We start from the raw sequence: 24,304 nt of genomic DNA, 5'->3' as shown, positions 1-24,304 counted from the left end.
ACAGGATGCGCAATTCAGCTTCTATCTCGGAATCGGAATCACTCGTCACGGCTTTGATAGTAAGCCACAAGCCGGCGGGGGGGCGTGATGGATTGGTAACACCCAAATTTATTTGGTTGCGGCCTGAACTGAATACTCGCCGAAGCTTTGAAATCTGTTCGTCAGTCCGTGCGAATTCGCTTGGAGCGACGAATTCCCCATAGCGTGCATATGGCCAGCATTTGAGAGTTCGCGCTCCGCAATCTCCGTCAGGGCCGGCGGAAGCGTAGCCTTGGGATCCCGCTTATTCGACGCTGGCGCCGCGATGCAGGTCGGCTTCGATCTGGAGCCTGGTCCCGCCGCCGAACCGCGCGCGATAGACCTGCAGGTTCTCCATGATCCGCTGCACGTAGTTCCGCGTCTCGGAGAACGGGATCTGTTCGACCCAATCGACCGCGTCGACCTTGGGATCGCGCGGATCGCCGTAGCGCTCGATCCATTTTTTGACGCTGCCGCGGCCGGCATTGTAGCCGGCGAAGGTCAGGATGTAGGAGCCGCGGTAGTCCTCGAGCAACCCGCCGAGCTCGGCGGCGCCAAGCGTGGCGTTGTAGACCGAGTCGGTCTTCATCCGGTTGAGGTCGAAGCTGACGCCGGCCCGCTTGCAGACATAACGCCCGGCGTCCGGCGTCACCTGCATCAGCCCGTAGGCTTGGGCCGGCGAGACCACGGACGGATTGAAGGCGCTTTCCTGCCGCGCGATCGAATAGACGACGCTGGGCTCCACCTCGGGGCCGATCTGCTTGAACGACGGAATGCCGTTGACGGGGTAGGCATAGTGATCGAACGGCAGGCCGCGGTTGAGCGCAGCCTTGCCGAGCAGCAGCATGCCGCGGGCGTCGCTGTAGCGCGAGGTGAGCTCGCCGAGGCCAACCAGGGCATCGGGATCGGCATTCTCGCCCGCGTCGGCGAAAATCGGGATCGCAAGCTCGCGCTCGTCGAGCTCATACAGCAATTGCACGGCGCGGACGATCTCCAGCCGCTCGACCCCGCGGCCGCGACCGGACGGGACGCCGTTCAACTGGAGCTGCGGCAGGCCGAGCTTGGCGCGCGCCAGTTGGCCGTAATAGCTGGTCGACTGCTCGGCGGCGCGGCCATAGGCGGCGCGGGCTTCCTGTGCGCGGCCCGCCGCTTCCGCCGCGCGGCCCTGCCAGTAGCCGGCGCGCGCCAGTGCGGTCGGGTTCGCGCTGCCGACACCGATGCGCGCAAAATGCTGGGCGGCGACTGCCGGATCTTTCAGAAACCGCAGCGCAATCCAGCCGGCGGTGAATTCCTGCTCGGTCTTGTAGATGTCGCGGGAGGGAAGCGCGGCGTCCCGCGCAATCAGATAGGCGGTGCGATGTTCGCCGACGTCCAGCATCTTGCGCGCCAGGAGGCGCCGCTCGATCCACCATTCGTTGAGATTGTGCAGGCGGTTCGGATCTTTCGGCACCGCCAGCATGAGCCGTGCGGCCTCGTGGAATTTCTCTTCGCGGCGAAGCCACTGTATCCTGGCGAACATATAGCCGGGATCGCTGTGCAGCTCCTGTGGTACCGCATCGAGCAGCGACTTGAGGTTGGAGGATTTCTTGTTGGCCGCGATGCGCGCCTTGGCCAGCGCGACATGGCCTGAACCGAGCCGCTTGGCGGCGCGCATGCCGCCGGCTTCCTGCTCGGTGCCGTAAAGCAGCGTGTCCATCCGCGTCTTGTGGTCGCCCGCCGTCAGGAATGCGCCGAACATATCGAGCGCCGCGCTCTCGGTGTCTTCCGACATGCCATCATGGCGCCAGGCCTCGCGGACCAGCCGTTCCGCATTGCTGCGATCGCCGCGCGCGAGCATGGCCTTCGCCAGCGCGAACTTGCCTTTGGCCGAGATCGGCGATTCGTTTCCGAACCAGGACGAGACCGCGGCGTCGTCGCGGCGGTCGTCCCACAGCGCTGCCTCGATGCGCCGGCGCAGGAAGGTTTGCGACGGCCAGCTCGGATTGGCCGAGACAAAGGCGCGATAGCGCTCCACGGAGGCGCCATTGTTGTCGCTGCGCAGGATCAGCCATTCCGCGAGCTTGCGGGCGACCGGATCCGATATCGCGGCCTGGGCCTGGGTGGCGTCCCCAGGCTTTTGCTTGCGCACCAGTTCGATGACACTTTCCAGAGCGTCCTTGTCGGCCTGCGACGTCGAGGACGTCGCAGCTACCGCTGCCGGCGCCACGTGCTTGCGCGGGGGCGGCAAGGCGGCATGCTGGCGGGTCGCAGGCGCGAGAAGAGGCGGCGCAGGAGCGGGCGCAGCCGGTGCCGCCACAGGGGCCGCCGCGGCCGGGGCGTGGGCGGCGGTCGTGCTGGTCTGTGCCGCGGACTGTGCAGTGGATTTGGGAACAACGTTGCGGGCGATCGGCCGCGGCTTCGGCAGGGGAACTTTGGGCTTGGCCCAGGCATCCAGCGGGAACGTAGCCAGTCCGACGGCCAGCACCACACTCGTGGCCAGTGCGGTCGATCGCAAGGCGGCGGCGGCGCGGGCGGAAGGGATCACGGCGTTCCTTTGCGGCGGCGAATCATTCAATCGTTCCAGCCTCAGGTCTATTTGATTGAATATGTGGAAAAAATGCTAAAACGTCGCGACCGGTCCTGTTTGCGCCATCACCGCGGCAAAATCGCGGCTATAGGCCTTCCGAGCTATTCAGGCACCGGTCCGCGTCGAGAAATGGCGTCAAAACAAAGCGCTAGCGCTGTGCGGCACAGCCCTTTCGCCTGATCGCCAGACCCGATATGAATTGAAATCCAGTTTCGGTCGTGCCGTTTCTTAAGCGTTTGGAGGAAGCCCATGGCAGCCAAGACAAAATTCCGGGGTTCGTTCACCGCCTTGGTCACGCCATTCAAGAACGGCTCGCTCGACGAGGCCGCCTTCCGTGGCCTCGTGAGCTGGCAGATCGCTGAGGGCACCCACGGCCTGGTGCCCGTCGGCACGACCGGCGAAAGCCCCACCTTGAGCCATGACGAGCACAAGCGCGTCGTCGAATGGTGCATCGACGAGGCCAAGGGGCGGGCGCCCGTCATCGCGGGTGCGGGCTCCAATTCGACCAAGGAGGCCGTCGAGCTCGCCGAGCACGCGGAGAAGGCAGGCGCGAATGCCGTGCTGGTGGTGACGCCCTATTACAACAAGCCGACCCAGGAAGGCATGTACCAGCACTTCAAGGCGATCAACGATGCGATCGGGATTCCGATCATCATCTACAACATCCCCGGGCGTTCGGTGATCGACATGTCGGTCGACACCATGACGCGGCTGTTCGAGCTGAAGAACATCGCCGGCGTAAAGGATGCCACCGCCAGCATGGTGCGGGTGTCGCAGCAGCGCGCGGCGATGGGCGAGGACTTCAACCAATTGTCGGGCGAGGACGCTACCATCCTCGGCTACATGGCGCACGGCGGCCATGGCTGCATCTCGGTCACGTCAAATGTCGCGCCGCGGCTCTGTTCTGAATTCCACACGGCATGGCAGAAGGGCGATCACGCCACCGCGCTCAAGCTGCATGACAAGCTGATGCCGCTGCACAACAACCTCTTCATCGAAAGCAATCCGGCGCCGGTGAAATACGCGCTGTCGCTGCTCGGCAAGATCGACGAGAAGCTGCGGCTGCCGATGGTGCCGGTGTCCGAGCCGACGCGGGTCGCCGTGCGTAGCGCCATGGTGCATGCCGGCCTGATCAACTAGGCCAACGGCTGACCTCGCGCGGTGAACGAAGAGGGGAAGCCAACATGCTGAAGGAATTCCGCGAATTCGCGATGAAGGGTAACGTCGTCGACCTCGCCGTCGGCGTCATCATCGGCGCGGCCTTCGGCGCGATCGTGACCTCCTTGGTCGGCGATGTGATCATGCCGATCATCGGCGCGATCACCGGCGGTCTGGATTTCTCGAACTATTTCACGCCGCTGTCGAAGGCGGTGACTGCCAACAATCTTGCCGATGCTAAGAAGCAGGGCGCGGTATTGGCTTGGGGCAGTTTCCTCACGCTGACGCTGAACTTCCTCATCATCGCGTTCGTGCTGTTCGTGGTCATTCGCGCCATGAACAAGCTTAAACGCAAGGATGAAGCTGTGCCCGCACCGAAGCTGACCAGGCAGGAAGAATTGCTGACCGAGATCCGCGATCTCCTCAAGAAGGGCTAACGTGGCCGAGAAGAACGAGCGCCCGATCAAGGTTGTCGCCGAAAACCGCAAGGCCCGGTTCAACTACGCGATCGAGGACACAATCGAGGCCGGCATCGCGCTGACCGGCACCGAAGTGAAGTCGATCCGCAACGGCAAGACAACGATTGCCGAATCCTATGCGGATTCCAAGGACGGCGAGATCTGGCTGATCAACGCCAATATTCCGGAGTATCTGCAGGCCAATCGCTTCAACCATGAGCCGAAACGGCCACGCAAGCTGCTGCTGCACCGAAAGCAGATCAACAAGCTGATGGGCGCGGTCGATCGCGAAGGCATGACGCTTATTCCGCTCAAACTCTATTTCAACGAACGCGGCCGCGCCAAGCTGTTGCTGGCGATCGCCAAGGGCAAGAAGCTGCACGACAAGCGCGAGACCGAAAAGAAACGCGATTGGAGCCGGGAAAAAGGCCGCCTGATGCGGGCAAGAGGATGAAGCGGGCGAATAGCGAATAGGAGTAGCGAATAGGGGGCCCATCCATTCGCTACTCCCTGTTCGCCATTCGCTGTTCGCCACTGGAGGGAAGAGGCATGGCACAGTCCAACCTGCTTGAAGTCGACTGGAGCAAGATTCCGGCGCCGGAGGACGACGGCGCGGCGGTGCATCTGGCCGGCACGATGATTCCGCCGGTCACGTTGCTCGCCACCGACGACCGTTCGGTGACGCTGTCCGCGCTTGCCGGCCGCACCGTCGTATTCGCCTATCCTCGCACCGGCGAGCCCGGCAAGATCAGCCTCGTCGACGACTGGGATATGGTTCCCGGCGCACGCGGTTGCACGCCGCAAACCTGCTCGTTCCGTGACCTGTTTGCGGAGCTGAAGGCCGCCGGCGCGAACCACGTGTTCGGCCTCTCGACGCAGGACAACGTCTACCAGACCGAGATGGCGTCACGGCTGCACCTGCCGTTCCCGGTCCTGTCGGACGAAAAGCTGGTGCTGAGCCGCGCCCTGAAGTTGCCGACCATGCAGGTGGCCGGACTGACGCTGATCAAGCGGTTGGCGCTGATCGTCGACGACGGCCGTATCACTCACGTCTTCTATCCGGTGTTTCCGCCGGACCGGAATGCCGGCGATGTGCTGGCGTGGCTGAGGGAGAATCCGGCGTAAGCGTGTCCTAGTCTTGTGGGCGGGCAAACTGATCCGCTTTACGCCAGGCGTGTCAATGGGCCCGTTTGATCAACGGGCATTCACTATCAGCCAACGCGGAGTAAATGTCGCCGCTCGGAACTCTTTCGAGGACGTTATAGTATTCCCAGGGGGCCTTGACGTCGGATGGATCCTTCACCTGGACAAGGTAGAAGTCGTGCACCAGCTTTCCATCCTCGCGGACCTTCGCACCCCTTGCGTAGAAGTCGTCAACGGGCATCGAACGCATTTTTTCCAGCACTGGATCCGTTGCATCCGTACCAACCTCTGCAACGGCTTTCAGATAGTGACCGACACCCGAATAAACCGCCGCTTGCGGTGCCGTGGGCATTGCGCCCCGAAGCTTGTAGAAGCGCTGCGCGAAGGCCCTGGTCTCGTCGTTCAACGCCCAATACCACGCCGTGAGGGTCGTCAGGCCCTTGGCAATTTTTGGGCCCATGGCATGAACATCGGTGATGAACATCAGCTCGGCGACAGGCTTTTGACTGCCCGTATTCATGCCGAACTCGTTCCATTGTTTCATCAAGGTCACCAGCTGCTCGCCGGCATTGGCGAAGGCGATGGCCTTGGCGCCGGACGCCTGGGCCTGCAGAATGAACGAACTATAATCCGCTGTGCCGATCGGGTGATACACGGCGCCGAGCGACTTGCCTCCTGTCGCCGCGAGCGCGCGCTGCGACTCCAGCACCATGTTCTTCCCGAACGCGTAATCGGCCGCAATGAAGAACCACGTATCGTAGCCTTTCGAGACCAGCGTACGGATCGGTCCCGACACCAGATTGTAGGAATCGTGGAGCCAGGCCAGGCCGTTTCGGGAGCATTGCTTGCCGTTAAGTTCGGTGGTCGCGACGGCCGAATAGACGGCAATCTTGTTCTTGTCGCGCGCCAGTGACTGGATGGCGAGGCCAACGGCCGAGTTGGACACGTCGGCGACCATGTCGACGCCATCGACGTCGAACCATTTCCGGACAATTCCTACGCCGATATCCGGTTTGTTCTGATGGTCCGCGGCGACGATCTCGACCTTGATCGACGGCACCAATTTCTGAAAATCCTCGGCCGCCATCCTGGCGGCAGCGATAGACCCTGGTCCGCTCAAGTCGGACAATGGCCCGGTCTGGTCATTGATGATGCCGATCCGGACGACGCCACCGGAGAGTTCGGCAGCGCAGGCGGCCGCGAAGGATCCGATTGGTGCCCCAAAGATCAAAAGAGCAGCGACCTTGATTATCGCCCTTCTCGGGTTCGCGCGCGGCCGTTCCAAATCATGCGGGTATCTTTCCAGGTGTGGCGCCACGTTTCCGGCCCTCTAACCAACGGGTCAAGCAACCGTCATCGCATTTGATTTGAGCTTTAGAGCAGCCTTCTGCACCGCCGCGGCGCGCTTGCGAAGCCAGGGTTCGGCCTCAAGGCGCATTTGGGAAAGCAGTTCGGGCGGCGCATTCTGCACCGTGATATCGAACGGCGGCTGCGGTTGGTATTCCAGCATAAGCTGGAGTTTCTTCGCGACGTCTTCGCCGCACAGCTTGGATGCGAGCTGAAAGCCAAAATCAATTCCGGCGGTAACACCACCCCCGGAAATGCGGTTACGGTCGATCACGACGCGCTCGTTGACCGCGATGGCGCCAAAGGCGGCAAGCTGCTCACTCATCAGCCAATGGCAGGCCGACTTGTATCCGTCGAGCAGGCCGGCGGCGCCGAGGATCAGGCAGCCCGCACAAACCGAGGTGACGTAGCGAGCCGATCCGCCCTTGTCGCGAACGAACGCAATCACCTCGTCATCACCCAGGAAGTCGACCAGCCCCGGGCCGCCGCCGATGCAGAACACGTCCAGATCCGGGCAGTCGGCGAAAATGGTGGTCGGCAGCAGCGGCAGGCCCACGTCGCTGATGACAGGTTCGATGCGTTTCCAAAGCAAATGCACGCGAACGTTCGGAAGGCGGGCAAAGACTTCGAAAGGTCCGGTAACATCCAGTTGGGTCATCCCCGGAAAGAACAGAATTCCGATGTCGATCGGCTTGCCGGACATGGTGCACCTCCGTTTTGAACGAAGGCAGGTTGACAGGCCGGCGGGTTTGCCGAAATGTCATAATACACGCATTTCCTGCCAAGATTTGCTCTGACAAAGCCCGCTCATGGCTCGTTCCCAAGCCCGCCGTCTGGTCTTCGTTCTCTTTGAGGATTGCCTGCTGCTCGACTTCGCCGGGCCGCTGCAGGCATTTGAGCTTGCCTGCGAAAACGCCGAGGCCGGCCGTGCGCCCTATGTCTGGCAGATCTGCTCGTTGAAGGGCGGGCCGGTTCGAACCTCGTCCGGCCTGGAGGTGATGACAACCTCGCTCTCCGACTGCGACCGCGTCAACATCGACACGCTCATCGTCGGTGGCGGGCCCGGCGTTCATCGTGCTTCTGCGGAGGCCGCGCTTGTCGAATGGTTTCGCTTGGCTGCGCCGAACACAAGACGTGTCTGCTCCGTCTGTACCGGTACGTTTGTTTTGGCTGCAGCGGGCCTGCTGCATGGACGACGCGCTGTCACCCATTGGGGCTCCTGCGAGCTGCTCAGCGCCCAATACCCCGACGTTTCGGTGTTGGTCGATCCGGTCTTCGTTCACGACCGCGGAATTTGGACGTCTGCGGGGGTGACGGCAGGTATCGATCTTGCGCTCACCTTGCTGGAAGATGATCTCGGACACCGCGAAGCCATGCGTATCGCGCGCCGTTTGGTGGTGTTTTTGAAGCGACCCGGGGGGCAGGCCCAATTCAGCGTGCCGCTGTCACTGCAGTCGTCCGAAGACAGGGCTTTCGAAAATATCTCGACCTGGATGCAGGATAATCTCGGCCGTGATTTGCGCGTGGAGAGTCTGGCCGCAAGAGCAGGAATGAGCCCCCGCACATTCGCGCGCGTATTTCGGCAAAAGACCGGCCGGACGCCCGGCAAAGCGGTGGAAGAGCTTCGCGTCGAGGCCGCCCGCAGGGCGCTGGAAGAATCCGTTGCCAGCATCAAGGAAATCGCGGCGCGCGCGGGATTTCAAAGTGAAGAGCACTTGCGGCGCGCTTTCCGCCGCCGTCTACACGTGTTGCCGCAGGATTATCGGGTTCGATTTTATCAGGGGCAAAGGCAATAGCCGGCAGGGCGGATTAGCAAAGCGAAGCGTGTCTACCACCTCTCCGAAATCGTTGGCGTCGATGGTGGGCACGCTGCGCTTTGCCCGCCCTACGAATCCAGATCCTTCCGCACTTTCGCAAATACGTTGCGAAACATCTCCGGCGTCAGCACCCGCGTGTTGGTGTTGTAGCGCGAGCAGTGATAGCTGTCGTAGAGCCTGACGGCGCCCACGCCATGCACGGCACCATGCGCAAAGGGGGCGGCGCCATTGCGCAGGCCGAGTGCCTTCAATGTCGATTCATGGGCGATCCGCCCGAGCGCCACGATCGCGCGAAGCTTCGGCATGGTCGCGATCGTCGCGACCAGGAATTGCCGGCAGGTGTTGATCTCGGCAGGCAACGGCTTGTTCTGCGGCGGCACGCAGCGCACCGCGTTGCTGATCCGGCAACCGACCAGCTTCAGTCCGTCATCCGGACGTGCCTGATAGACGCCTTTGGCAAAGCCGTATTCGAGCAAGGTCGCATACAGCAAGTCGCCGGCGTAGTCACCGGTGAACGGGCGTCCGGTGCGGTTGGCGCCCTGCAGGCCCGGCGCCAGTCCGACAATCAACAGTTGCGCGTTGGCATCGCCGAATGAAGCAACCGGTGAGTTGTGCCAATCCGGCTGCTTCGCGCGGGCCTCTGCGCGAAATTCGGCGAGCCGCGGGCAGAGCGGGCAGTTGCGGTCAGGTTCGGCAGAAGTTGGTAGGCCAGTCATGTTTCAAAGCGCTTCGAGCGAAAACCAGGCCCCGGAGCTGATCCGGTTCGCGTCAAGAACGCGCATCAAAACAAAAAGCCCCGGTTCTGTTTCAATCAGAACCGAGGCTCTAGCAGTGTACTGGCTCATTCTCAATCGTCGAATTCGTCCTCGCCGCCCCGCGGCGCCACCGTGGTCGCGCGCTGCAGGAATTGCGGGGAGTGATGACGCGGTTCGCGCGGGGCAGGGCGCTCGGACGGATCGCGGCCCAGTTTTGATTGCAGCTCGACGAGGTCGGTGAAGACGTCGGCCTGGCGGCGCAGTTCGTCGGCGATCATCGGTGGCTGGCTCGAAATGGTCGAAACGACCGTGACGCGAACACCGCGACGCTGCACTGCTTCGACCAGCGAACGGAAATCGCCGTCGCCCGAGAACAGCACGATCTGGTCGACATGCTCGGCGAGTTCCATGGCATCGACGGCGAGTTCGATGTCCATGTTGCCCTTCACCTTGCGCCGGCCGGAAGCGTCGATGAATTCCTTGGTCGCCTTGGTGACGACGGTGTAGCCGTTGTAGTCGAGCCAATCGATCAGCGGACGGATCGAGGAGTATTCCTGATCCTCGATGATCGCCGTGTAGTAGAACGCACGCAACAGCGTCCCTCGGCTCTGAAATTCCTTGAGAAGGCGCTTGTAATCGATGTCGAAGCCGAGCGTCTTGGCGGTTGCATAAAGGTTGGCGCCGTCGATGAAGAGCGCAATCTTGTTGGAAGCGGGTGACATCAAATGGTTCTCACGTTGTTGTTAGCTTTTCTAGCGCAGCGGCTATCGACCGCGCGCACTTTCTAGGTCTGTTGCCTAAAGTTCGGTGAATCGTGCCCCACGACAGTCACCACTGCAATTATGGTGAGGCGAGGGCGAAAAACCTAGACTTTTGACAGTGCAATGAAGAGATTTACTTGTCCTGTACGGCAACCTCGCCGCGTCTGGACGCTCCGGCCATTCTGGCCCCGAAGCTGGGGTATCAGAGCCCATTAGGAAGGCAAATCACAAATTTAGTCTTGCGAAACGGCCTCCGCCACTATAACTAGCCCCCAATACCGACATATTTGGCCCCAAATAACGGAGCGACAGTCTATGGCGCGCGTCACCGTGGAAGATTGCATTGATAAGGTCGACAACCGGTTCGACCTGGTGTTGCTGGCTGCACATCGCGCCCGTATGATCTCGTCCGGGTCACAACTAACGGTTGATCGGGATAACGACAAGAACCCGGTCGTTTCGCTGCGGGAAATCGCCGATTCCACTATTTCCCCGGAAGACCTGCGCGAGGAACTGGTTCATTCCCTGCAGAAATTCGTCGAGGTCGACGAGCCAGAGCCCGATACCGTGCCTTTGATCGGCTCGGCCGGCGCCAGCGTCGATGCCGACGACACCGAGGTCGCGGTCGAGCGCATGACCGAGGAAGAGCTCCTCAAGGGCCTGGAAGGCCTGGCTCCGCCGGAAGAGCAGCCCGAAGAGGACGAGTGATCCGGAACATCCCGGACCGTCCCAAACTCCCCGATCTGTCAAAGGCCCGGACATCCATCCGGGCCTTTGCTTTTGTTGACAATTTTGCGGTTACAATGCGTTCTTGGCCGGCGCGGCAGAAATCGGCTGACTTAGCCTGTCCGGCGGGTCACCGGGTTGGGCGTTGGATAGCCGCTGGCCCAAGCGAAATTGAACCGTTTCGCGGCCCGAGCGGCGTGCATCGCCGTTCGAAAACGCATTAGATACGTAACCAGCGGGACCCGTCCGGGTCTGATGGAAGAGGGCAGTAATTGGATGGCGTATTGGCGCCGCAGTTCCCGGCAAATGCAGGCCGCAACCGGCCAGGTCGCGGTCGCGCCGACCTCGCCTGTGACGGAGAAGCCGAAATCGCGCTCGCGCATGATGCGGCAATACGATCTGGTCGAGCGCGTCCGCTCGTACAATCCGGACACCAACGAAGACCTGCTCAATCGGGCCTATGTCTACGCGATGAAAGCGCACGGCACGCAGACCCGCGCTTCCGGCGATCCCTATTTCTCGCATCCGCTCGAGGTCGCGGCGATCCTGACCAACCTCAAGCTCGATGACGCCACCATCGTAGCCGCGCTGCTGCACGACACCATCGAGGATACCGAGGCGACGCGCGCCGAGATCGACAACATCTTCGGCCACGAGATCGGCGCGTTGGTCGAAGGGCTCACCAAGCTGAAACGGCTGGAGCTGGTCTCGCGCGAAGCCAAGCAGGCCGAGAACCTGCGCAAGCTTTTGCTGGCGATCGCCGACGACGTTCGTGTGCTGCTGATCAAGCTCGCCGATCGCCTGCACAACATGCGCACGCTGGAATTCGTGCCGCACGCCTCGCGCCGCCGCATCGCCGAGGAGACGCTGGACATCTACGCGCCGCTCGCCGGCCGCATGGGCATGCAGGAGATGCGCGAGGAGCTCGAGGATCTCTCGTTCCATACGCTCGATCCGGAAGCCTATGCCGTGGTGATGCAGCGGCTGGACGCGCTGGCCGAGCGTAACCGCAATTTGATCGGCGAGATCGAAAGCCAGCTTTCCAAGAACCTGCAGAAGAACGGCATCGCCGCGCGCGTCTATGGCCGCCGCAAGCAGCCGTTTTCGATCTGGACCAAGATGGAGCGTAAATCGGTCGGCTTCGAACAGCTGTCCGACATCTTCGGCTTCCGCGTCGTGATGCCGGATGTCGAAGCCTGCTACCGCGCGCTCGGCGTCGTGCACACCACCTGGCCAGTGGTGCCCGGCCGCTTCAAGGATTACATCTCCACGCCGAAGCAGAACGACTACCGTTCGCTCCACACCACCGTGATCGGTCCCGGCAACCAGCGCGTCGAACTGCAGATCCGCACTGAGGAAATGAACCAGATCGCGGAATTCGGCATCGCAGCGCATGCGTTCTACAAGGAAGGCATGGGATCGCCGACCGAGCGGCTCAAGCACGAATCCAACGCCTTTGCCTGGCTCCGCCACACCGTCGGAATCCTCTCGGAGAGCGCCAATCCGGAAGAGTTCCTGGAGCACACCAAGCTCGAGCTGTTCCATGACCAGGTGTTCTGTTTCACCCCGAAGGGCAAGCTGATCGCGCTGCCGCGTCAGGCCAATGTGATCGACTTCGCCTACGCCGTGCACACCGATGTCGGCAACTCGGCCGTCGGTTGCAAGATCAACGGCAAGTTCGCGCCTTTGTCGTCGGAACTGCAGAACGGCGACGAAGTCGAGGTTTTGACCTCGGTCGCTCAGTCGGCGCCGCCCTCGGCCTGGGAATCGCTGGCGGTCACCGGCAAGGCCCGCGCCGCGATCCGCCGCGCGACCCGCACCGCGGTGCGCGACCAGTATGCCGGCCTCGGCCGCCGCATCATCGATCGCCTGTTTGCCCGCGCCAAGATCGAATACGCCGACGACAAGCTGAAGGGCGCTCTGCCCCGGCTGGCGCGCGCCTCGATCGAGGATGTGATGGCATCCGTCGGGCGCGGCGAACTCAAGGCCTCCGACGTCGCCCGCGCCATGTATCCGGACTACAAGGAAGAGCGGATGGTGCGCTACGGGGCCAAGAAGAGCCTCGCGGTGAAATTGAAGCTGAAATCGCCGCCGCATCCGGCGCGCAGCACCTCCGTCATTCCAGTGCGCGGCATCAATTCCGATCTGCCGGTGAAGTTCGCGCCGAACGGCGGTGCGGTGCCGGGCGACCGCATCGTCGGCATCGTCACACCGGGCGAGGGGATCACGATCTATCCCATCCAGTCGCCGGCGCTGAAGGATTTCGAGGAGGAGCCGGAGCGCTGGCTCGACGTGCGCTGGGATATCGATGAGACCATGCCGCAGCGTTTCCCGGCGCGGATCCTGGTCCACAACGTCAATGAGCCCGGCAGCCTCGCCCAGGTTGCCACCGTGATCGCCGAGCATGACGGCAATATCGACAATATCAGCATGTCACGCCGCTCGCCTGACTTCACCGAGCTGACCATCGATCTCGAGGTCTACGACCTCAAGCATCTCAGTGCAATTATCGCTCAATTGCGCGCCAAAGCTGTCGTCGCCAAGGTTGAGCGCGTCAATGGATAGGCGGTATCGTCGTTGCGGCCGCGCGGGTTATGCCCGCGCATGACACCCGTGCTATCTCTGCTGCTGCAATTCAGTCTGTGAGACCGTCATGCCCGTTCCTCCGCTCCGCCTCGGCGTCAATGTCGACCACGTCGCCACCTTGCGTAATGCGCGGGGCGGCGCGCGGCCGGATCCGGTGCGCGCGGCGCTGGCTGCAATCGAGGCCGGCGCCGACGGCATCACCGCGCATCTGCGCGAGGACCGCCGCCACATCCGCGACAGCGACATGGCCCGGCTCAAGGCCGAGATATCGAAGCCGCTGAATTTCGAGATGGCGGCGACCGAAGACATGCTGCGGATCTCGCTCGCCACAAAACCCCACGCCGTGTGCCTGGTGCCGGAGCGTCGCGAGGAACTCACCACCGAGGGCGGGCTCGACGTAGTCGGCCAGCACAATGCGCTGGCCCCCTTCATCGCGCGGCTCAACGATGCCGGCATCCGGGTGTCGCTGTTCATCTCGGCCGACCCGCAGCAGATCGAAATGGCGGCAAGGTTGCACGCGCCGGTGATCGAGATCCATACCGGCGGCTGGTGCGACGCCGTGGTCGACGGCCACACCGCAAAGGCCGAGGCGGAATGGCAGCGGATCGTGGCGGGCGCGGCCTTGGCGCGCGCGGCGGGGCTGGAGGTCCATGCCGGCCACGGCCTCGACTACCAGACCGCCGAGACGATCGCCGCACTGCCCGAGATCGCCGAACTCAACATCGGCTATTTCATGATGGGGGAGGCGCTGTTCATAGGCCTTGGCGAGACCGTGCGGCAGATGCGGGCCGCCATGGACCGCGGCCGCCAGAAAATCGCAGGCCGGCCATGATCATCGGGATCGGCTCCGACCTGATCGACATCACAAGGGTTGCCAAGGTGATCGAACGCCATGGCGACCGCTTCCTCGACCGCATCTTCACCGACGCCGAGCGCGCCAAGGCGGCGCGGCGCGCCAACAGCGAAAAGATGGTGGTCGCGACCTACGCCAAGCGATTCGCCGCCAAGGAGGCCTGTTCCAAGGCGCTCGGCACTGGGATCCGGCGCGGCGTCTGGTGGCGGGACATGGGGGTGGTGAACCTGCCGGGCGGCCGTCCGACCATGAAACTGACCGGCGGCGCGCTGGCCCGGCTCGAGGCGCTGACGCCGGAGGGGTTCGAGGCGCGGATCGATCTGTCGATCACCGACGACTGGCCGCTGGCGCAGGCCTTCGTCATAATTTCGGCGGTCGTTCCCGGCAAATCTTGAACCGCGCAGGCGTTTGCGCCGGGGGTTCAATATAAAACTAAAAATCATTGATTTATCAATGGATTATGAAGTTTTTACGGGGCGCTTGATTGCGCGCCCACGAACAACCGTCTAAAACGCGGCAAGCAACGTGTTCGAGCCAGGGCCGATTCAGGTTAGCGCCGGAATTGGCTCTCAACTTCAGTATCGAGACCATTTTCCTGACGCGAACGTATCAGGCGATTCGCGTGCGGAAAACGTTCTGCCACCGTGCGGGCAAGGGCTCGCGGGAATTGGGAAAGCGATGAGCGTGACCTCCAGCACAAAATCTGAAAGCGGCTTGGGTGAAACCATCCGCGTCGTCATCCACGCTCTCCTGATCGCGCTCGTGATCCGCACCTTCCTGTTCCAGCCGTTCAACATCCCCTCGGGATCGATGAAGGCGACGCTGCTGGTGGGCGATTACCTGTTCGTCTCGAAATATTCCTACGGCTACAGCCACTACTCCATTCCCCTGTCGCCGCCGTTGTTCTCGGGCCGCATCTTCGGCTCGGAGCCGAACCGTGGCGATATCGTGGTGTTCCGCCTGCCGAAGGATGACTCCACCGATTACATCAAGCGCGTGATCGGCCTGCCGGGTGACCGCATACAGATGCGGGAAGGCCTGCTCTACATCAACGACAAGCCGATCAAGCGCGAGCGCTTGTCCGATTTCATCGGCGAAGACCCTTGCGGCTCGGATGCCACCGCGCGCGTCAAGCGCTGGAAGGAAACGCTGCCGAACGGCGTCAGCTATGAATCGCTCGATTGCGTCGACAACGGCTTCTACGACAACACCAACGTCTACACCGTGCCCGCCGGCCACTTCTTCATGATGGGCGACAACCGCGACAACTCGACCGACAGCCGCGTGCTGTCGGCGGTGGGTTATGTGCCGTTCGAGAACATCGTCGGCCGGGCGCAGATGATCTTCTTCTCCATTGCCGAGGGCGAACATGCCTGGATGTTCTGGCGCTGGCCGACCGCCGTGCGCTGGAATCGCCTATTCACAATCGTGCGATGATCGACGAAACAGCGACCATTCCTGACACATCGACCTCGGGTGAGCCGGGCCAGCAGGCCGAAGCCGCCGGCGTCGCTGCGCCGAAAAAGAGGCGCGGCAAGGCCGGGGCCAAGGCGGCCGCTGCCGCGATCGAGGGACGCATCGGCTACAAATTTTCCGATCCCGCGCTGCTGACGACCGCCTTTACCCACGTCTCCGCCTTGAAGCCCGCGACCCGCCATCGCGCCGACAGCTATCAGCGGCTGGAATTCCTCGGCGATCATGTGCTCGGGCTGATCATCTCCGACATGCTGTATCGCGCCTATCCGCGGGCCGACGAGGGCGAATTGTCGAAGCGGCTGGCCGATCTCGTGCGCAAGGAAAGCTGCGCCGACGTCGCAAAATCGCTCGGGCTGCTCGACGACATCAAGCTCGGCGCGGTAGGCGCAGGGGCGGGCGCGCGCCTGCGCAAATCCGTGCTCGGCGACATCTGCGAGGCCGTGATCGGGGCGATCTATCTCGACGGCGGCTATGCCGCGGCGTCGCAATTCGTCGAACGCAACTGGCTGGAGCGGATGCGCAAGCCGCGCCGGCCGCTGCGCGATCCCAAGACGGTGTTGCAGGAATGGGCCCAGAGCAAGGGATTGCCGACGCCGGTCTATCGCGAGATCGAGCGCACCGGGCCGCATCACGACCCGCAGTTCCGCGTCGCCGTCGATCTGCCGGGCCTTGTGCCCGCCGAAGGCGTCGGCGGCTCCAAGCGCGCCGCCGAGAAGGTCGCGGCCTCCGTGATGATCGAACGCGAAGGCGTCGGCGGCGGCAGCAATGACAGTTGAACCCACACCCGGCGCGCCCGCCGAGACCGCTTGCGGCTTTGTCGCGCTGATCGGCGCGCCCAATGTCGGCAAGTCCACGCTGGTCAACGCGCTGGTCGGCTCCAAGGTCACCATCGTCTCGCGCAAGGTGCAGACGACCCGCGCCCTGATCCGCGGCATCGTGATCGAGGACAATGCGCAGATCATCCTGGTCGATACGCCCGGCATCTTCTCGCCCAAACGAAGGCTCGACCGCGCCATGGTGTCCACCGCCTGGAGCGGGGCCCATGATGCCGACCTCGTCTGCGTGCTGCTCGACGCCAAGGCCGGGATCGACGACGAGGCCGACGCGATCCTGAACAAGCTTGCGTCGGTTCAACACCCGAAAATCCTGGTGCTGAACAAGATCGACCTGATCCCGCGCGAGAAGCTTTTGGCGCTGGCGCAGGCCGCCAATGAGCGCATGAAATTCGAAAGCACCTTCATGATCTCGGCGCTGTCGGGCGATGGCGTCGACGACCTGCGCAAGACGCTTGCGAAGATGGTGCCGCCGGGACCCTTCCACTACCCGGAAGACCAGATGTCGGATGCGCCGCTGCGGCATCTGGCAGCCGAAATCACCCGCGAAAAGATCTACCGCCAGCTCCACCAGGAGCTGCCGTATCAATCGACCGTCGAGACCGATAGCTGGACCGAGCGCAACGACAAGTCGGTTCGCATCGAGCAGACCATCTTTGTCGAGCGCGAGAGCCAGCGCAAGATCGTGCTCGGCAAGGGCGGCGCCACCATCAAGTCGATCGGTGCGGATTCGCGCAAGGAGATCGCCGAGATTCTGGGCGTGCCCGTGCACCTGTTCCTGTTCGTCAAGGTGCGCGAGAACTGGGGCGACGACCCCGACCGCTACCGGGAAATGGGGCTGGAATTCCCCAAGGAATGATCAAGCAATAAAGAAGAACAAGCCCGATGAACGTACCCCGGAACGTAGTGTGGTTTGAGGCTCTGCTGTACTTGTCGCTGACGCTGGACTCGGTGTCGGTGGCGTTTCAGGACCGCACGCCAAAGGCCGACATGACCGCGCAGATGGTCAACGTGGCGACCCTGATGGCGGCCGGCCTGATCCTGCTTCTGGTCTACTTCGTCTGGCTCGCCGCCCAGCGCCGCAAGAACTGGCCACGCTGGGTGCTGGCGGCAGCGCTGGTGCTGTCGGTGATTTCGCTCGTGCAGGTGATCGGCGCAAAGGGCCTGGCGTTCGACAGCGGCATCGAGGTGATTTCCTGCGCACTAACCGCGGCGGGGCTGTACTTCTCCTTCACCGGCGACGCGGTGGGATGGTTCAACGCGTGACGTTCTTGCTGTCATTCCGGGGCGCGAAGCGAACCTCTGATGCGCAATTGCGCATCGGGGAATCTCGAGATTCTCAGGTGCGCAAGGGCGCACCATAGTTCGATGCTTCGCATCGCCCCGGAATGACGGCGTTGCGGAACGGCTGCGCGTAACCACGAAATCCTGTAAACTCCAGCCATGGAATGGACCGACGAGGGTATCGTGCTGGGCGTGCGGCGGCATGGCGAATCCTCCGCCATCGTCGAACTGCTGACGCGCGCGCATGGCCGTCATCTCGGCCTGGTGCGCGGCGGTGCGGGCAAGCGGATGCGGCCCTTGCTGCAGCCGGGCAACAGCGTCACCACGGTGTGGCGGGCGCGGCTCGACGAGCATCTCGGATATTACGCCATTGAGGGTACGCGCTTGCGCGCGGCCACCCTGCTGGCGTCGGCGCACGCGACCTATGGCGTCACCCATCTGGCCTCGCTGGTGCGGTTGCTGCCGGAGCGCGATCCGCACGAGGACATCTACGAGATGCTCGACCGCACGCTCGACGACTTTGATGATGCCGGCGGCGCGGCCGCCCACCTCATCAGGTTCGAACTGGCGATGCTCGCCGAACTGGGCTTCGGCCTCGATCTGGAAAACTGCGCCGCCACCGGCGAGACGTCTGACCTGATCTACGTCTCGCCGAAATCCGGCGGCGCAGTGTCGCGGCGGGCCGGCGAGCCCTACCGGGACCGGCTGCTGCGGCTGCCGGCTTTCCTCCGCGAAGGCGAGGGCGGGCAAAACGGCTGGTCGGACCAGGACCTGCAGGACGGTTTTCGTCTGACCGGGCTATTCCTGCTCCGCCACGTGCTGGAACCGCGCGGGCAGGGCCATTCCGACGCACGGGACGGGTTCATCAACGCGGTGACGAGGAATCGGGCGCGAATCAGTTCGGCGGGGTGACTTGGCTCCTGCCGCCGGTCGTCCCTGCGAAAGCAATGCGAAAGCAGGGACCCATACGCCGTAGCCCATCCATGGGGCGGCGGCCTCAGCCATTTTTCGCCACAAACACCTGTGGTTATGGTTTCCTGCGTTCGCAGGGACGACGGTTGGGGGTGCCGCCCCATTCCCGTCTTGCCCGATTCAGCCGAAAAGTTTAACGCCTCCCCATGGGAAAACGACAGCTGCCGCCGGAAGAACCGGCCGAAATCCACGAGGTCATGCTGCGCGATGCGCTGGAAGAGCGCTATCTCGCCTACGCGCTCTCGACCATCATGCATCGCGCTCTGCCGGACGCCCGCGACGGGCTGAAGCCGGTGCACCGGCGCATCCTCTACGGCATGCGCCTGTTGCGGCTTGACCCCGGCACGCCGTTCAAGAAATCCGCGAAAATCGTCGGCGACGTGATGGGCTCGTTCCATCCGCATGGCGACCAGGCGATCTACGACGCCATGGTGCGTCTGGCGCAGGACTTCGCCTCGCGCTATCCGCTGGTCGACGGCCAGGGCAATTTCGGCAATATCGACGGCGATAATCCCGCCGCCTATCGCTACACCGAAGCGCGCATGACCGACGTCGCGCGGCTGCTGCTGGAGGGCATCGACGAAGACGGCGTCGAATTCCGCCCGAATTACGACGGCCAGAGCAAGGAACCGGTGGTTCTGCCCGGCGGCTTCCCGAATCTGCTCGCCAACGGTTCGCAGGGCATCGCGGTCGGCATGGCGACCTCGATCCCGCCGCACAACGCGGCCGAGCTGTGCGACGCCGCGCTGCATCTGATCGACAAGCCCGACGCCAAGTCGAAGTCGCTGTTGAAATGGGTCAAGGGCCCGGATTTCCCGACCGGCGGCATTGTTGTCGACTCAAAGGAAAGCATCGCCGAAGCCTACATGACCGGGCGCGGCTCGTTCCGCACCCGCGCCAAGTGGACCCAGGAAGAGGGCGCCCGCGGCACCTGGGTCGTCGTCATCACCGAGATCCCGTGGCTGGTGCAAAAATCCCGGCTGGTCGAGAAGATCGCCGAACTGCTGAACGAGAAGAAGCTGCCGCTGGTCGGCGACGTCAGGGACGAATCGGCCGAAGACGTCCGCCTCGTGATCGAGCCGAAATCCCGCGCGGTCGATCCGGCGCTGATGATGGAATCGCTGTTCCGGCTCACCGAGCTCGAGAGCAAGATTTCGCTGAACCTCAACGTGCTGATCAAGGGCAAGATCCCCAAGGTGGTGGGGCTTGCGGAATGTTTGCGCGAATGGCTCGACCATCTGCGCGACGTGCTGGTCCGCCGCTCCAATTACCGCAAGACGCAGATCGAGAACCGGCTCGAAATTCTCGGCGGTTACCTGATCGCGTACTTGAACATCGACAAGGTGATCAAGATCATCCGCACCGAGGATGAGCCGAAGCCGGCGCTGATCAAGGCGTTCAAGCTCACGGAAGTCCAGGCCGACGCCATCCTCAACATGCGCCTGCGCTCCTTGCGCAAGCTCGAGGAATTCGAAATTCGCACCGAGGACAAGAACCTTCGCGGCGAGTTGAAGGGCATCAAGTCGCTGCTCGGTTCCGAGACCGAGCAATGGTCCAAGGTCGGCGAGCAGGTTCGCAAGGTCCGCGACCTTTTTGGACCGAAGACGCCGCTCGGCAAGCGCCGCACGATGTTCGCCGATGCGCCCGAGCATGACCTTGCTGCAATCGAGGAAGCCTTCGTCGAGCGCGAGCCGTGCACGGTCGTGATCTCCGAAAAGGGCTGGGTGCGAACGCTGAAGGGCCATGTCGAGGATATCTCGGGCCTTGCGTTCAAGACCGACGACAAGCTTGACCATGCCTTCTTCGCCGAGACCACCTCTAAGCTTCTGCTGTTTGCCACCAACGGCAAATTCTATTCGCTCGACGTCGCAAAACTGCCCGGCGGCCGCGGCCATGGCGAGCCGATCCGCATGTTCATCGACATGGAGCAGGACGCCGCGATCGTGTCGCTGTTCGTCAACAAGGGCGAGCGCAAATTCCTGATCGCGAGCAGCGAGGGGCAGGGATTCGTGGTCAAGGAAGAGGATTGCGTCGGCAACACCCGCAAGGGCAAGCAGGTGCTCAACGTCACCATGCCGAACGAGGCCTGCGCGATCGCGACCGTGCAGGGTGACACCGTTGCCGCGATCGGCACCAACCACAAGATGGTGCTGTTCCCGCTCGACCAGGTGCCGGAAATGGCACGCGGCCGTGGCGTGCGGCTGCAGAAGTACTCCAGCGCCAAGCTGTCCGACGTCGCCGTGTTCGAGCTCAAGGCGGGGCTGACCTGGAAGGATTCCGCCGGCCGCGAGCAGAGCATGAGCGCCAAGGAATTGTCCGACTGGCGCGGCAACCGCGCCGACGCCGGCCGTCTTGCACACGGCCTGCCGAAATCGAACAAGTTCTTGAGAGGGGTGGAGTAGGCCCCGAGAGGCAGGATTACGGTTTCGTAATCCGGCCTCCATTTTTCCCGATCCCCTTTGACGGCGTTCTTGTTCTCGCCGATGCTTGCCCGAGGGGCAGGGAGGCGGCATTGCGCAAAGCAGGATCGCGACGGCTCATCACAGCAATCGGTCTTGCGCTCACGTTGTGCGCAATGCCCGCGACGCTCCGCGCCCAATCGATCCCCGGCGCGATTCCTGAATCCGCCAAGGCACTTTCCCAAGGCGAATGGCCGGCTTATGCCGGCACCTACGCCGCGTCGCGCTATTCGCCACTAACGCAGATCGACCGCGAAAGCGCAAAAAACCTCCGCGTCGCCTGGCGGTGGAAATCGCCTGACATGGCGATCAAAGAAGCGAATCCGAAAATCGGCCCGACGCGCGCCCACGAATCGACGCCGCTGATGATCGGCGGCGTGCTCTACACATCGACGACGTTGTCGCAGGTCGCGGCGATCGATGCTGCGACCGGCGAAACCAAATGGGTGTTCGATCCCAGGGTTTACGAAAACGGGCTTGGCATTCCGGCGAATGACGGCTGGCTGCACCGTGGCGTCGCCTATTGGCGCAATGGCGATGACGAGCGCATCATCATGCTCACGGCATTCGCGCAGATGATCGCGCTGGATGCGAAGACCGGGAAGCCGGTGCCGGGCTTCGGCAACGACGGCCGGATTGACCTCTCGCAAGGGCTGCGCCGCCCGGTCGATCGCGACTATTACACCATGAGTTCGCCGCCCGTGATCGTGCGCGGCGTCATTGTGGTCGGTTCGTCTGTGATGGACTGGTGGCGGAAAAGCCCGTCGCCGCCCGGTGACGTGCGCGGCTTCGACGTGGTGACCGGCCGGCTGCTCTGGACCTTCCACACCGTGCCGCAGGGCGAGGAGCCCGGCGTCGAAACCTGGCAGCGGGAATCGTGGCGGGAGGCCGGCAACGCCAATGTCTGGGCGCCGATGAGCGCGGACGAGGATCTCGGCTATGTCTATCTGCCGGTAAGCACGCCGACCAATGATTACTATGGCGGCCACCGTCCCGGTGACGGGCTTTATGGCGACAGCCTCGTCTGTCTCGAAGCGGCCACCGGCAAAAAAGTCTGGCACTACCAGCTGGTGCATCACGGCTTGTGGGATTACGACACCCCGGCGGCGCCAACCCTGATCGACATTACCGTCGGTGGAAAGCCGGTCAAAGCGGTGGCGCAGGTGACCAAGCAGGCGTTCGTCTACGTCTTCGATCGCGTCACCGGCCAGCCGGTGTGGCCGATCGAGGAACAGCCGGTACCGGCTTCGAGCGTGCCCGGCGAAAGCGCATCGAAGACCCAGCCGTTTCCGACGCGGCCGGCCCCGATCGACATTCAGGGCGTGCGCGACGAAGACCTGATCGATTTCACGCCGGAGCTCCACCAGGAGGCAAAGGACATCGTCGCGAAATACGATCACGGTCCGCTGTTCACGCCGCCATCCGAGCGGGGCACCATCCAGGTGCCCGGCGTCGCCGGCGGCGGCAACTGGGCCGGTGCCGCGATCGATCCGGAAACCGGCATGCTCTATGTCGGCACCTATCGCCTGCCGTTTGTCGTCAGCGTTCGCAGACCGAGGCCGGGTGAATCGCCCTACGACTTCATCGGTGAGTTCCGCTATTTGTCCGGACCGCGCGGTTTGCCGCTGCTCAAGCCGCCATTCGGCAGCATGCTCGCCATCGACATGAACAGCGGAGACCACCGCTGGCGGATTCCGGTTGGGCGTGCCGAGCTTATTCCGACCATTCAGCAGCTCGGCATCCGTGAGCGCTTGGGATTTCCAACCCGCAGTTGGGCGCTGATCACCAAAACGGTGATGATCGTTGTGCAATCCGGTTATTTCAGCGCGCCGCGCTTGCCGCCGGGCGGCACGCGCCGGATCGCGGATCTCAACAATTTCAATCCGCATCTTTGGGTCTACGACAAGACTTCAGGCGAAATGCTGGCGGAGATTGCCGTGCCGGCCAACGCGGTCGGCGCGCCGATGACCTACATGGCCGGCGGCAAGCAGTTCATCGTGTTTCCGGTCGGCGGCGGTCCGCTGGTGGAGGAACTGATCGCGGTCTCGCTGTAATAGTATTCGATAATCTGCGCGCTATATAAGTCGCCGTCGAAACATCAGAGACGACGGCTCAGCGGATGGCGCACGATCACGCTCATCACAATCATTCCCACGGGCATGATCATTTCCATGGTCACGCCGGCCACAGCCACGCGCCGGACAATTTCGGCTGGGCGTTCGCCATTGGCGCCGCGCTCAACACCGCGTTCGTCATTGCGGAGCTGATCTTTGGCTATGCCGCCAATTCATTGGCGCTGATTTCGGATGCCGTTCACAATCTCTCCGACGTGATCGCGCTGCTGCTGGCATGGGGCGCGGCGCTGCTGTCGCAGAAGCAGCCGACGCAGCGACATACCTACGGCTATCGCCGGGCTTCGATCCTGGCGGCGCTGTTCAATGCTGGCCTGCTGTTGGTCGCGGTCGGCGGCATCGTCGTCGAGGCGGTCAACCGACTCTACAGCCCGGCGCCGGTCGCGGGCTGGACGGTTGTGGTGGTTGCGGCCTTTGGCGTCGCCGTCAACGGCTTCACCGCGTTGCTATTCATGCGCGGCCGTCATGGCGACCTCAATATTCGCGGCGCCTATCTGCACATGGTGGCGGACGCGGGCGTTTCGCTCGGCGTAGTCGTTGCCGCGGGGGTCATCATGCTGACGGGCTGGCTGTGGCTCGATCCCGCGATCAGCCTCGTCATCGCCGCCGTGGTGTTCTGGAGCGGATGGGGGCTGGCGCGTGACAGCGTCAACCTCGCGCTCGACGGCGTGCCGCGTGGTATCGAGCTTGCCGAGGTGAGGGATTATCTCGCCGGCCTCGAAGGTGTTGCCGAGGTGCATGACCTGCACATCTGGGCGATGAGTACCAACGAGACCGCCCTGACCGCGCATCTGGTGCGGCCCGGCGGCACCGACGACGCCTTTCTGCACGGGGTCTGCGAGGAACTCTCGCACCGCTTCAACATCCACCATTCCACGCTGCAGATCGAAGCCGCCGCCGAAGTCTGCAAGCTGGCGCCGGCGGAACGGGTGTAATGCCGTAGGACGGCGTTACGCCACG

Annotated in this window: 23 protein-coding genes; 18 read left to right on the top strand and 5 right to left on the bottom strand. The window is 63.0% G+C overall.

The features are described 5' to 3' along the window. Positions 1 to 283: 283 nt before the first annotated feature. Positions 284 to 2,539, bottom strand: coding sequence for a lytic transglycosylase domain-containing protein (locus V1294_RS24750; RefSeq protein ID WP_334504806.1), 2,256 nt, complete (start codon positions 2,537 to 2,539; stop codon positions 284 to 286). Positions 2,540 to 2,833: 294 nt separating this feature from the next. On the opposite strand from V1294_RS24750, the gene dapA reads away from it, so the two are divergent. The 4 genes from dapA (at position 2,834) to V1294_RS24730 (ending at position 5,325) form a co-directional block, all read left to right on the top strand. Then, positions 2,834 to 3,724 (top strand): 4-hydroxy-tetrahydrodipicolinate synthase, encoded by an 891-nt coding sequence (dapA, locus tag V1294_RS24745; RefSeq protein ID WP_334500761.1) that lies wholly within the window; start codon positions 2,834 to 2,836, stop codon positions 3,722 to 3,724. 44 nt (positions 3,725 to 3,768) lie between these two features. Further along, on the top strand, positions 3,769 to 4,179 hold the full coding sequence (gene mscL / locus V1294_RS24740; protein WP_334479869.1) for a large conductance mechanosensitive channel protein MscL: 411 nt from the start codon (positions 3,769 to 3,771) through the stop codon (positions 4,177 to 4,179). 1 nt (position 4,180) lies between these two features. Further along, positions 4,181 to 4,654: an SsrA-binding protein SmpB gene (gene smpB, locus V1294_RS24735; RefSeq protein ID WP_334500759.1), complete on the top strand. Its 474-nt coding sequence runs from the start codon at positions 4,181 to 4,183 to the stop codon at positions 4,652 to 4,654. 95 nt (positions 4,655 to 4,749) lie between these two features. Then, positions 4,750 to 5,325, top strand: coding sequence for a peroxiredoxin (locus V1294_RS24730; protein WP_334500757.1), 576 nt, complete (start codon positions 4,750 to 4,752; stop codon positions 5,323 to 5,325). A 52-nt stretch (positions 5,326 to 5,377) separates the two neighbouring features. Here the strand turns inward: V1294_RS24730 and V1294_RS24725 are convergent, their stop codons facing one another. Beyond that, complete coding sequence (locus V1294_RS24725) at positions 5,378 to 6,463, bottom strand: ABC transporter substrate-binding protein (protein WP_334504803.1); 1,086 nt, start codon at positions 6,461 to 6,463, stop codon at positions 5,378 to 5,380. On the opposite strand from V1294_RS24725, the gene V1294_RS24720 reads away from it, so the two are divergent. Next, positions 6,365 to 6,709: a hypothetical protein gene (locus V1294_RS24720; protein WP_334505011.1), complete on the top strand. Its 345-nt coding sequence runs from the start codon at positions 6,365 to 6,367 to the stop codon at positions 6,707 to 6,709. The two genes, V1294_RS24725 and V1294_RS24720, sit on opposite strands and share 99 nt — an antisense overlap. Here V1294_RS24720 and V1294_RS24715 read toward each other — a convergent pair. After that, positions 6,686 to 7,393, bottom strand: a complete 708-nt coding sequence (locus tag V1294_RS24715; protein ID WP_334479873.1) for a DJ-1/PfpI family protein — start codon at positions 7,391 to 7,393, stop codon at positions 6,686 to 6,688. The two genes, V1294_RS24720 and V1294_RS24715, sit on opposite strands and share 24 nt — an antisense overlap. Before the next feature lie 106 nt (positions 7,394 to 7,499). Between V1294_RS24715 and V1294_RS24710 the strand changes: the two genes are divergently transcribed. Continuing rightward, a complete protein-coding gene (locus V1294_RS24710; RefSeq protein WP_334500755.1) occupies positions 7,500 to 8,486 on the top strand; it encodes a GlxA family transcriptional regulator in 987 nt (328 codons plus the stop codon). Between the two features lie 89 nt (positions 8,487 to 8,575). Here V1294_RS24710 and V1294_RS24705 read toward each other — a convergent pair whose 3' ends face one another. Beyond that, positions 8,576 to 9,223: a uracil-DNA glycosylase gene (locus tag V1294_RS24705; RefSeq protein ID WP_334500753.1), complete on the bottom strand. Its 648-nt coding sequence runs from the start codon at positions 9,221 to 9,223 to the stop codon at positions 8,576 to 8,578. A 131-nt stretch (positions 9,224 to 9,354) separates the two neighbouring features. Beyond that, complete coding sequence (locus V1294_RS24700) at positions 9,355 to 9,984, bottom strand: LabA-like NYN domain-containing protein (protein WP_108517696.1); 630 nt, start codon at positions 9,982 to 9,984, stop codon at positions 9,355 to 9,357. A gap of 354 nt (positions 9,985 to 10,338) precedes the next feature. On the opposite strand from V1294_RS24700, the gene rpoZ reads away from it, so the two are divergent. The 12 genes from rpoZ (at position 10,339) to V1294_RS24640 (ending at position 24,279) form a co-directional block, all read left to right on the top strand. Then, positions 10,339 to 10,731: a DNA-directed RNA polymerase subunit omega gene (gene rpoZ, locus V1294_RS24695; protein ID WP_024512695.1), complete on the top strand. Its 393-nt coding sequence runs from the start codon at positions 10,339 to 10,341 to the stop codon at positions 10,729 to 10,731. A 294-nt stretch (positions 10,732 to 11,025) separates the two neighbouring features. Next, complete coding sequence (locus V1294_RS24690; RefSeq protein ID WP_334500751.1) at positions 11,026 to 13,314, top strand: RelA/SpoT family protein; 2,289 nt, start codon at positions 11,026 to 11,028, stop codon at positions 13,312 to 13,314. Between the two features lie 88 nt (positions 13,315 to 13,402). Next, entirely contained in the window at positions 13,403 to 14,167 is a 765-nt protein-coding gene (locus V1294_RS24685; protein ID WP_334500749.1) for a pyridoxine 5'-phosphate synthase, read from the top strand. Further along, positions 14,164 to 14,583, top strand: coding sequence for a holo-ACP synthase (gene acpS, locus V1294_RS24680; protein ID WP_334479881.1), 420 nt, complete (start codon positions 14,164 to 14,166; stop codon positions 14,581 to 14,583). Before V1294_RS24685 ends, acpS begins: the two co-directional genes overlap by 4 nt. Positions 14,584 to 14,866: 283 nt before the next feature. Next, positions 14,867 to 15,625, top strand: coding sequence for a signal peptidase I (gene lepB, locus V1294_RS24675; RefSeq protein WP_108517686.1), 759 nt, complete (start codon positions 14,867 to 14,869; stop codon positions 15,623 to 15,625). Continuing rightward, positions 15,622 to 16,440 carry a ribonuclease III gene (rnc, locus tag V1294_RS24670; protein ID WP_334479883.1) on the top strand — a complete coding sequence of 273 codons (819 nt, stop codon included), beginning with the start codon at positions 15,622 to 15,624 and terminating at the stop codon, positions 16,438 to 16,440. The genes lepB and rnc overlap by 4 nt, the downstream gene beginning before the upstream one ends. Next, a complete protein-coding gene (gene era, locus V1294_RS24665; RefSeq protein ID WP_334500747.1) occupies positions 16,430 to 17,356 on the top strand; it encodes a GTPase Era in 927 nt (308 codons plus the stop codon). The genes rnc and era overlap by 11 nt, the downstream gene beginning before the upstream one ends. Positions 17,357 to 17,382: 26 nt before the next feature. Beyond that, the gene (locus tag V1294_RS24660; protein ID WP_334479887.1) at positions 17,383 to 17,763 is read left to right on the top strand and encodes a hypothetical protein; all 381 of its coding nucleotides are present in this window, start codon (positions 17,383 to 17,385) and stop codon (positions 17,761 to 17,763) included. A gap of 177 nt (positions 17,764 to 17,940) precedes the next feature. Next, the gene (gene recO / locus V1294_RS24655; RefSeq protein ID WP_334500745.1) at positions 17,941 to 18,693 is read left to right on the top strand and encodes a DNA repair protein RecO; all 753 of its coding nucleotides are present in this window, start codon (positions 17,941 to 17,943) and stop codon (positions 18,691 to 18,693) included. Positions 18,694 to 18,899: 206 nt separating this feature from the next. Beyond that, complete coding sequence (gene parC, locus V1294_RS24650; RefSeq protein ID WP_334479889.1) at positions 18,900 to 21,155, top strand: DNA topoisomerase IV subunit A; 2,256 nt, start codon at positions 18,900 to 18,902, stop codon at positions 21,153 to 21,155. Positions 21,156 to 21,328: 173 nt separating this feature from the next. Continuing rightward, a complete protein-coding gene (locus tag V1294_RS24645) occupies positions 21,329 to 23,266 on the top strand; it encodes a PQQ-binding-like beta-propeller repeat protein (protein ID WP_334500743.1) in 1,938 nt (645 codons plus the stop codon). Between the two features lie 65 nt (positions 23,267 to 23,331). Next, entirely contained in the window at positions 23,332 to 24,279 is a 948-nt protein-coding gene (locus V1294_RS24640) for a cation diffusion facilitator family transporter (RefSeq protein WP_334500741.1), read from the top strand. Positions 24,280 to 24,304 lie beyond the last annotated feature (25 nt).

It is taken from the genome of Bradyrhizobium sp. AZCC 1678 (genome assembly GCF_036924765.1).
Lineage (GTDB): Bacteria > Pseudomonadota > Alphaproteobacteria > Rhizobiales > Xanthobacteraceae > Bradyrhizobium > Bradyrhizobium algeriense.
This window is presented reverse-complemented; position numbering and strand designations above follow the sequence as displayed.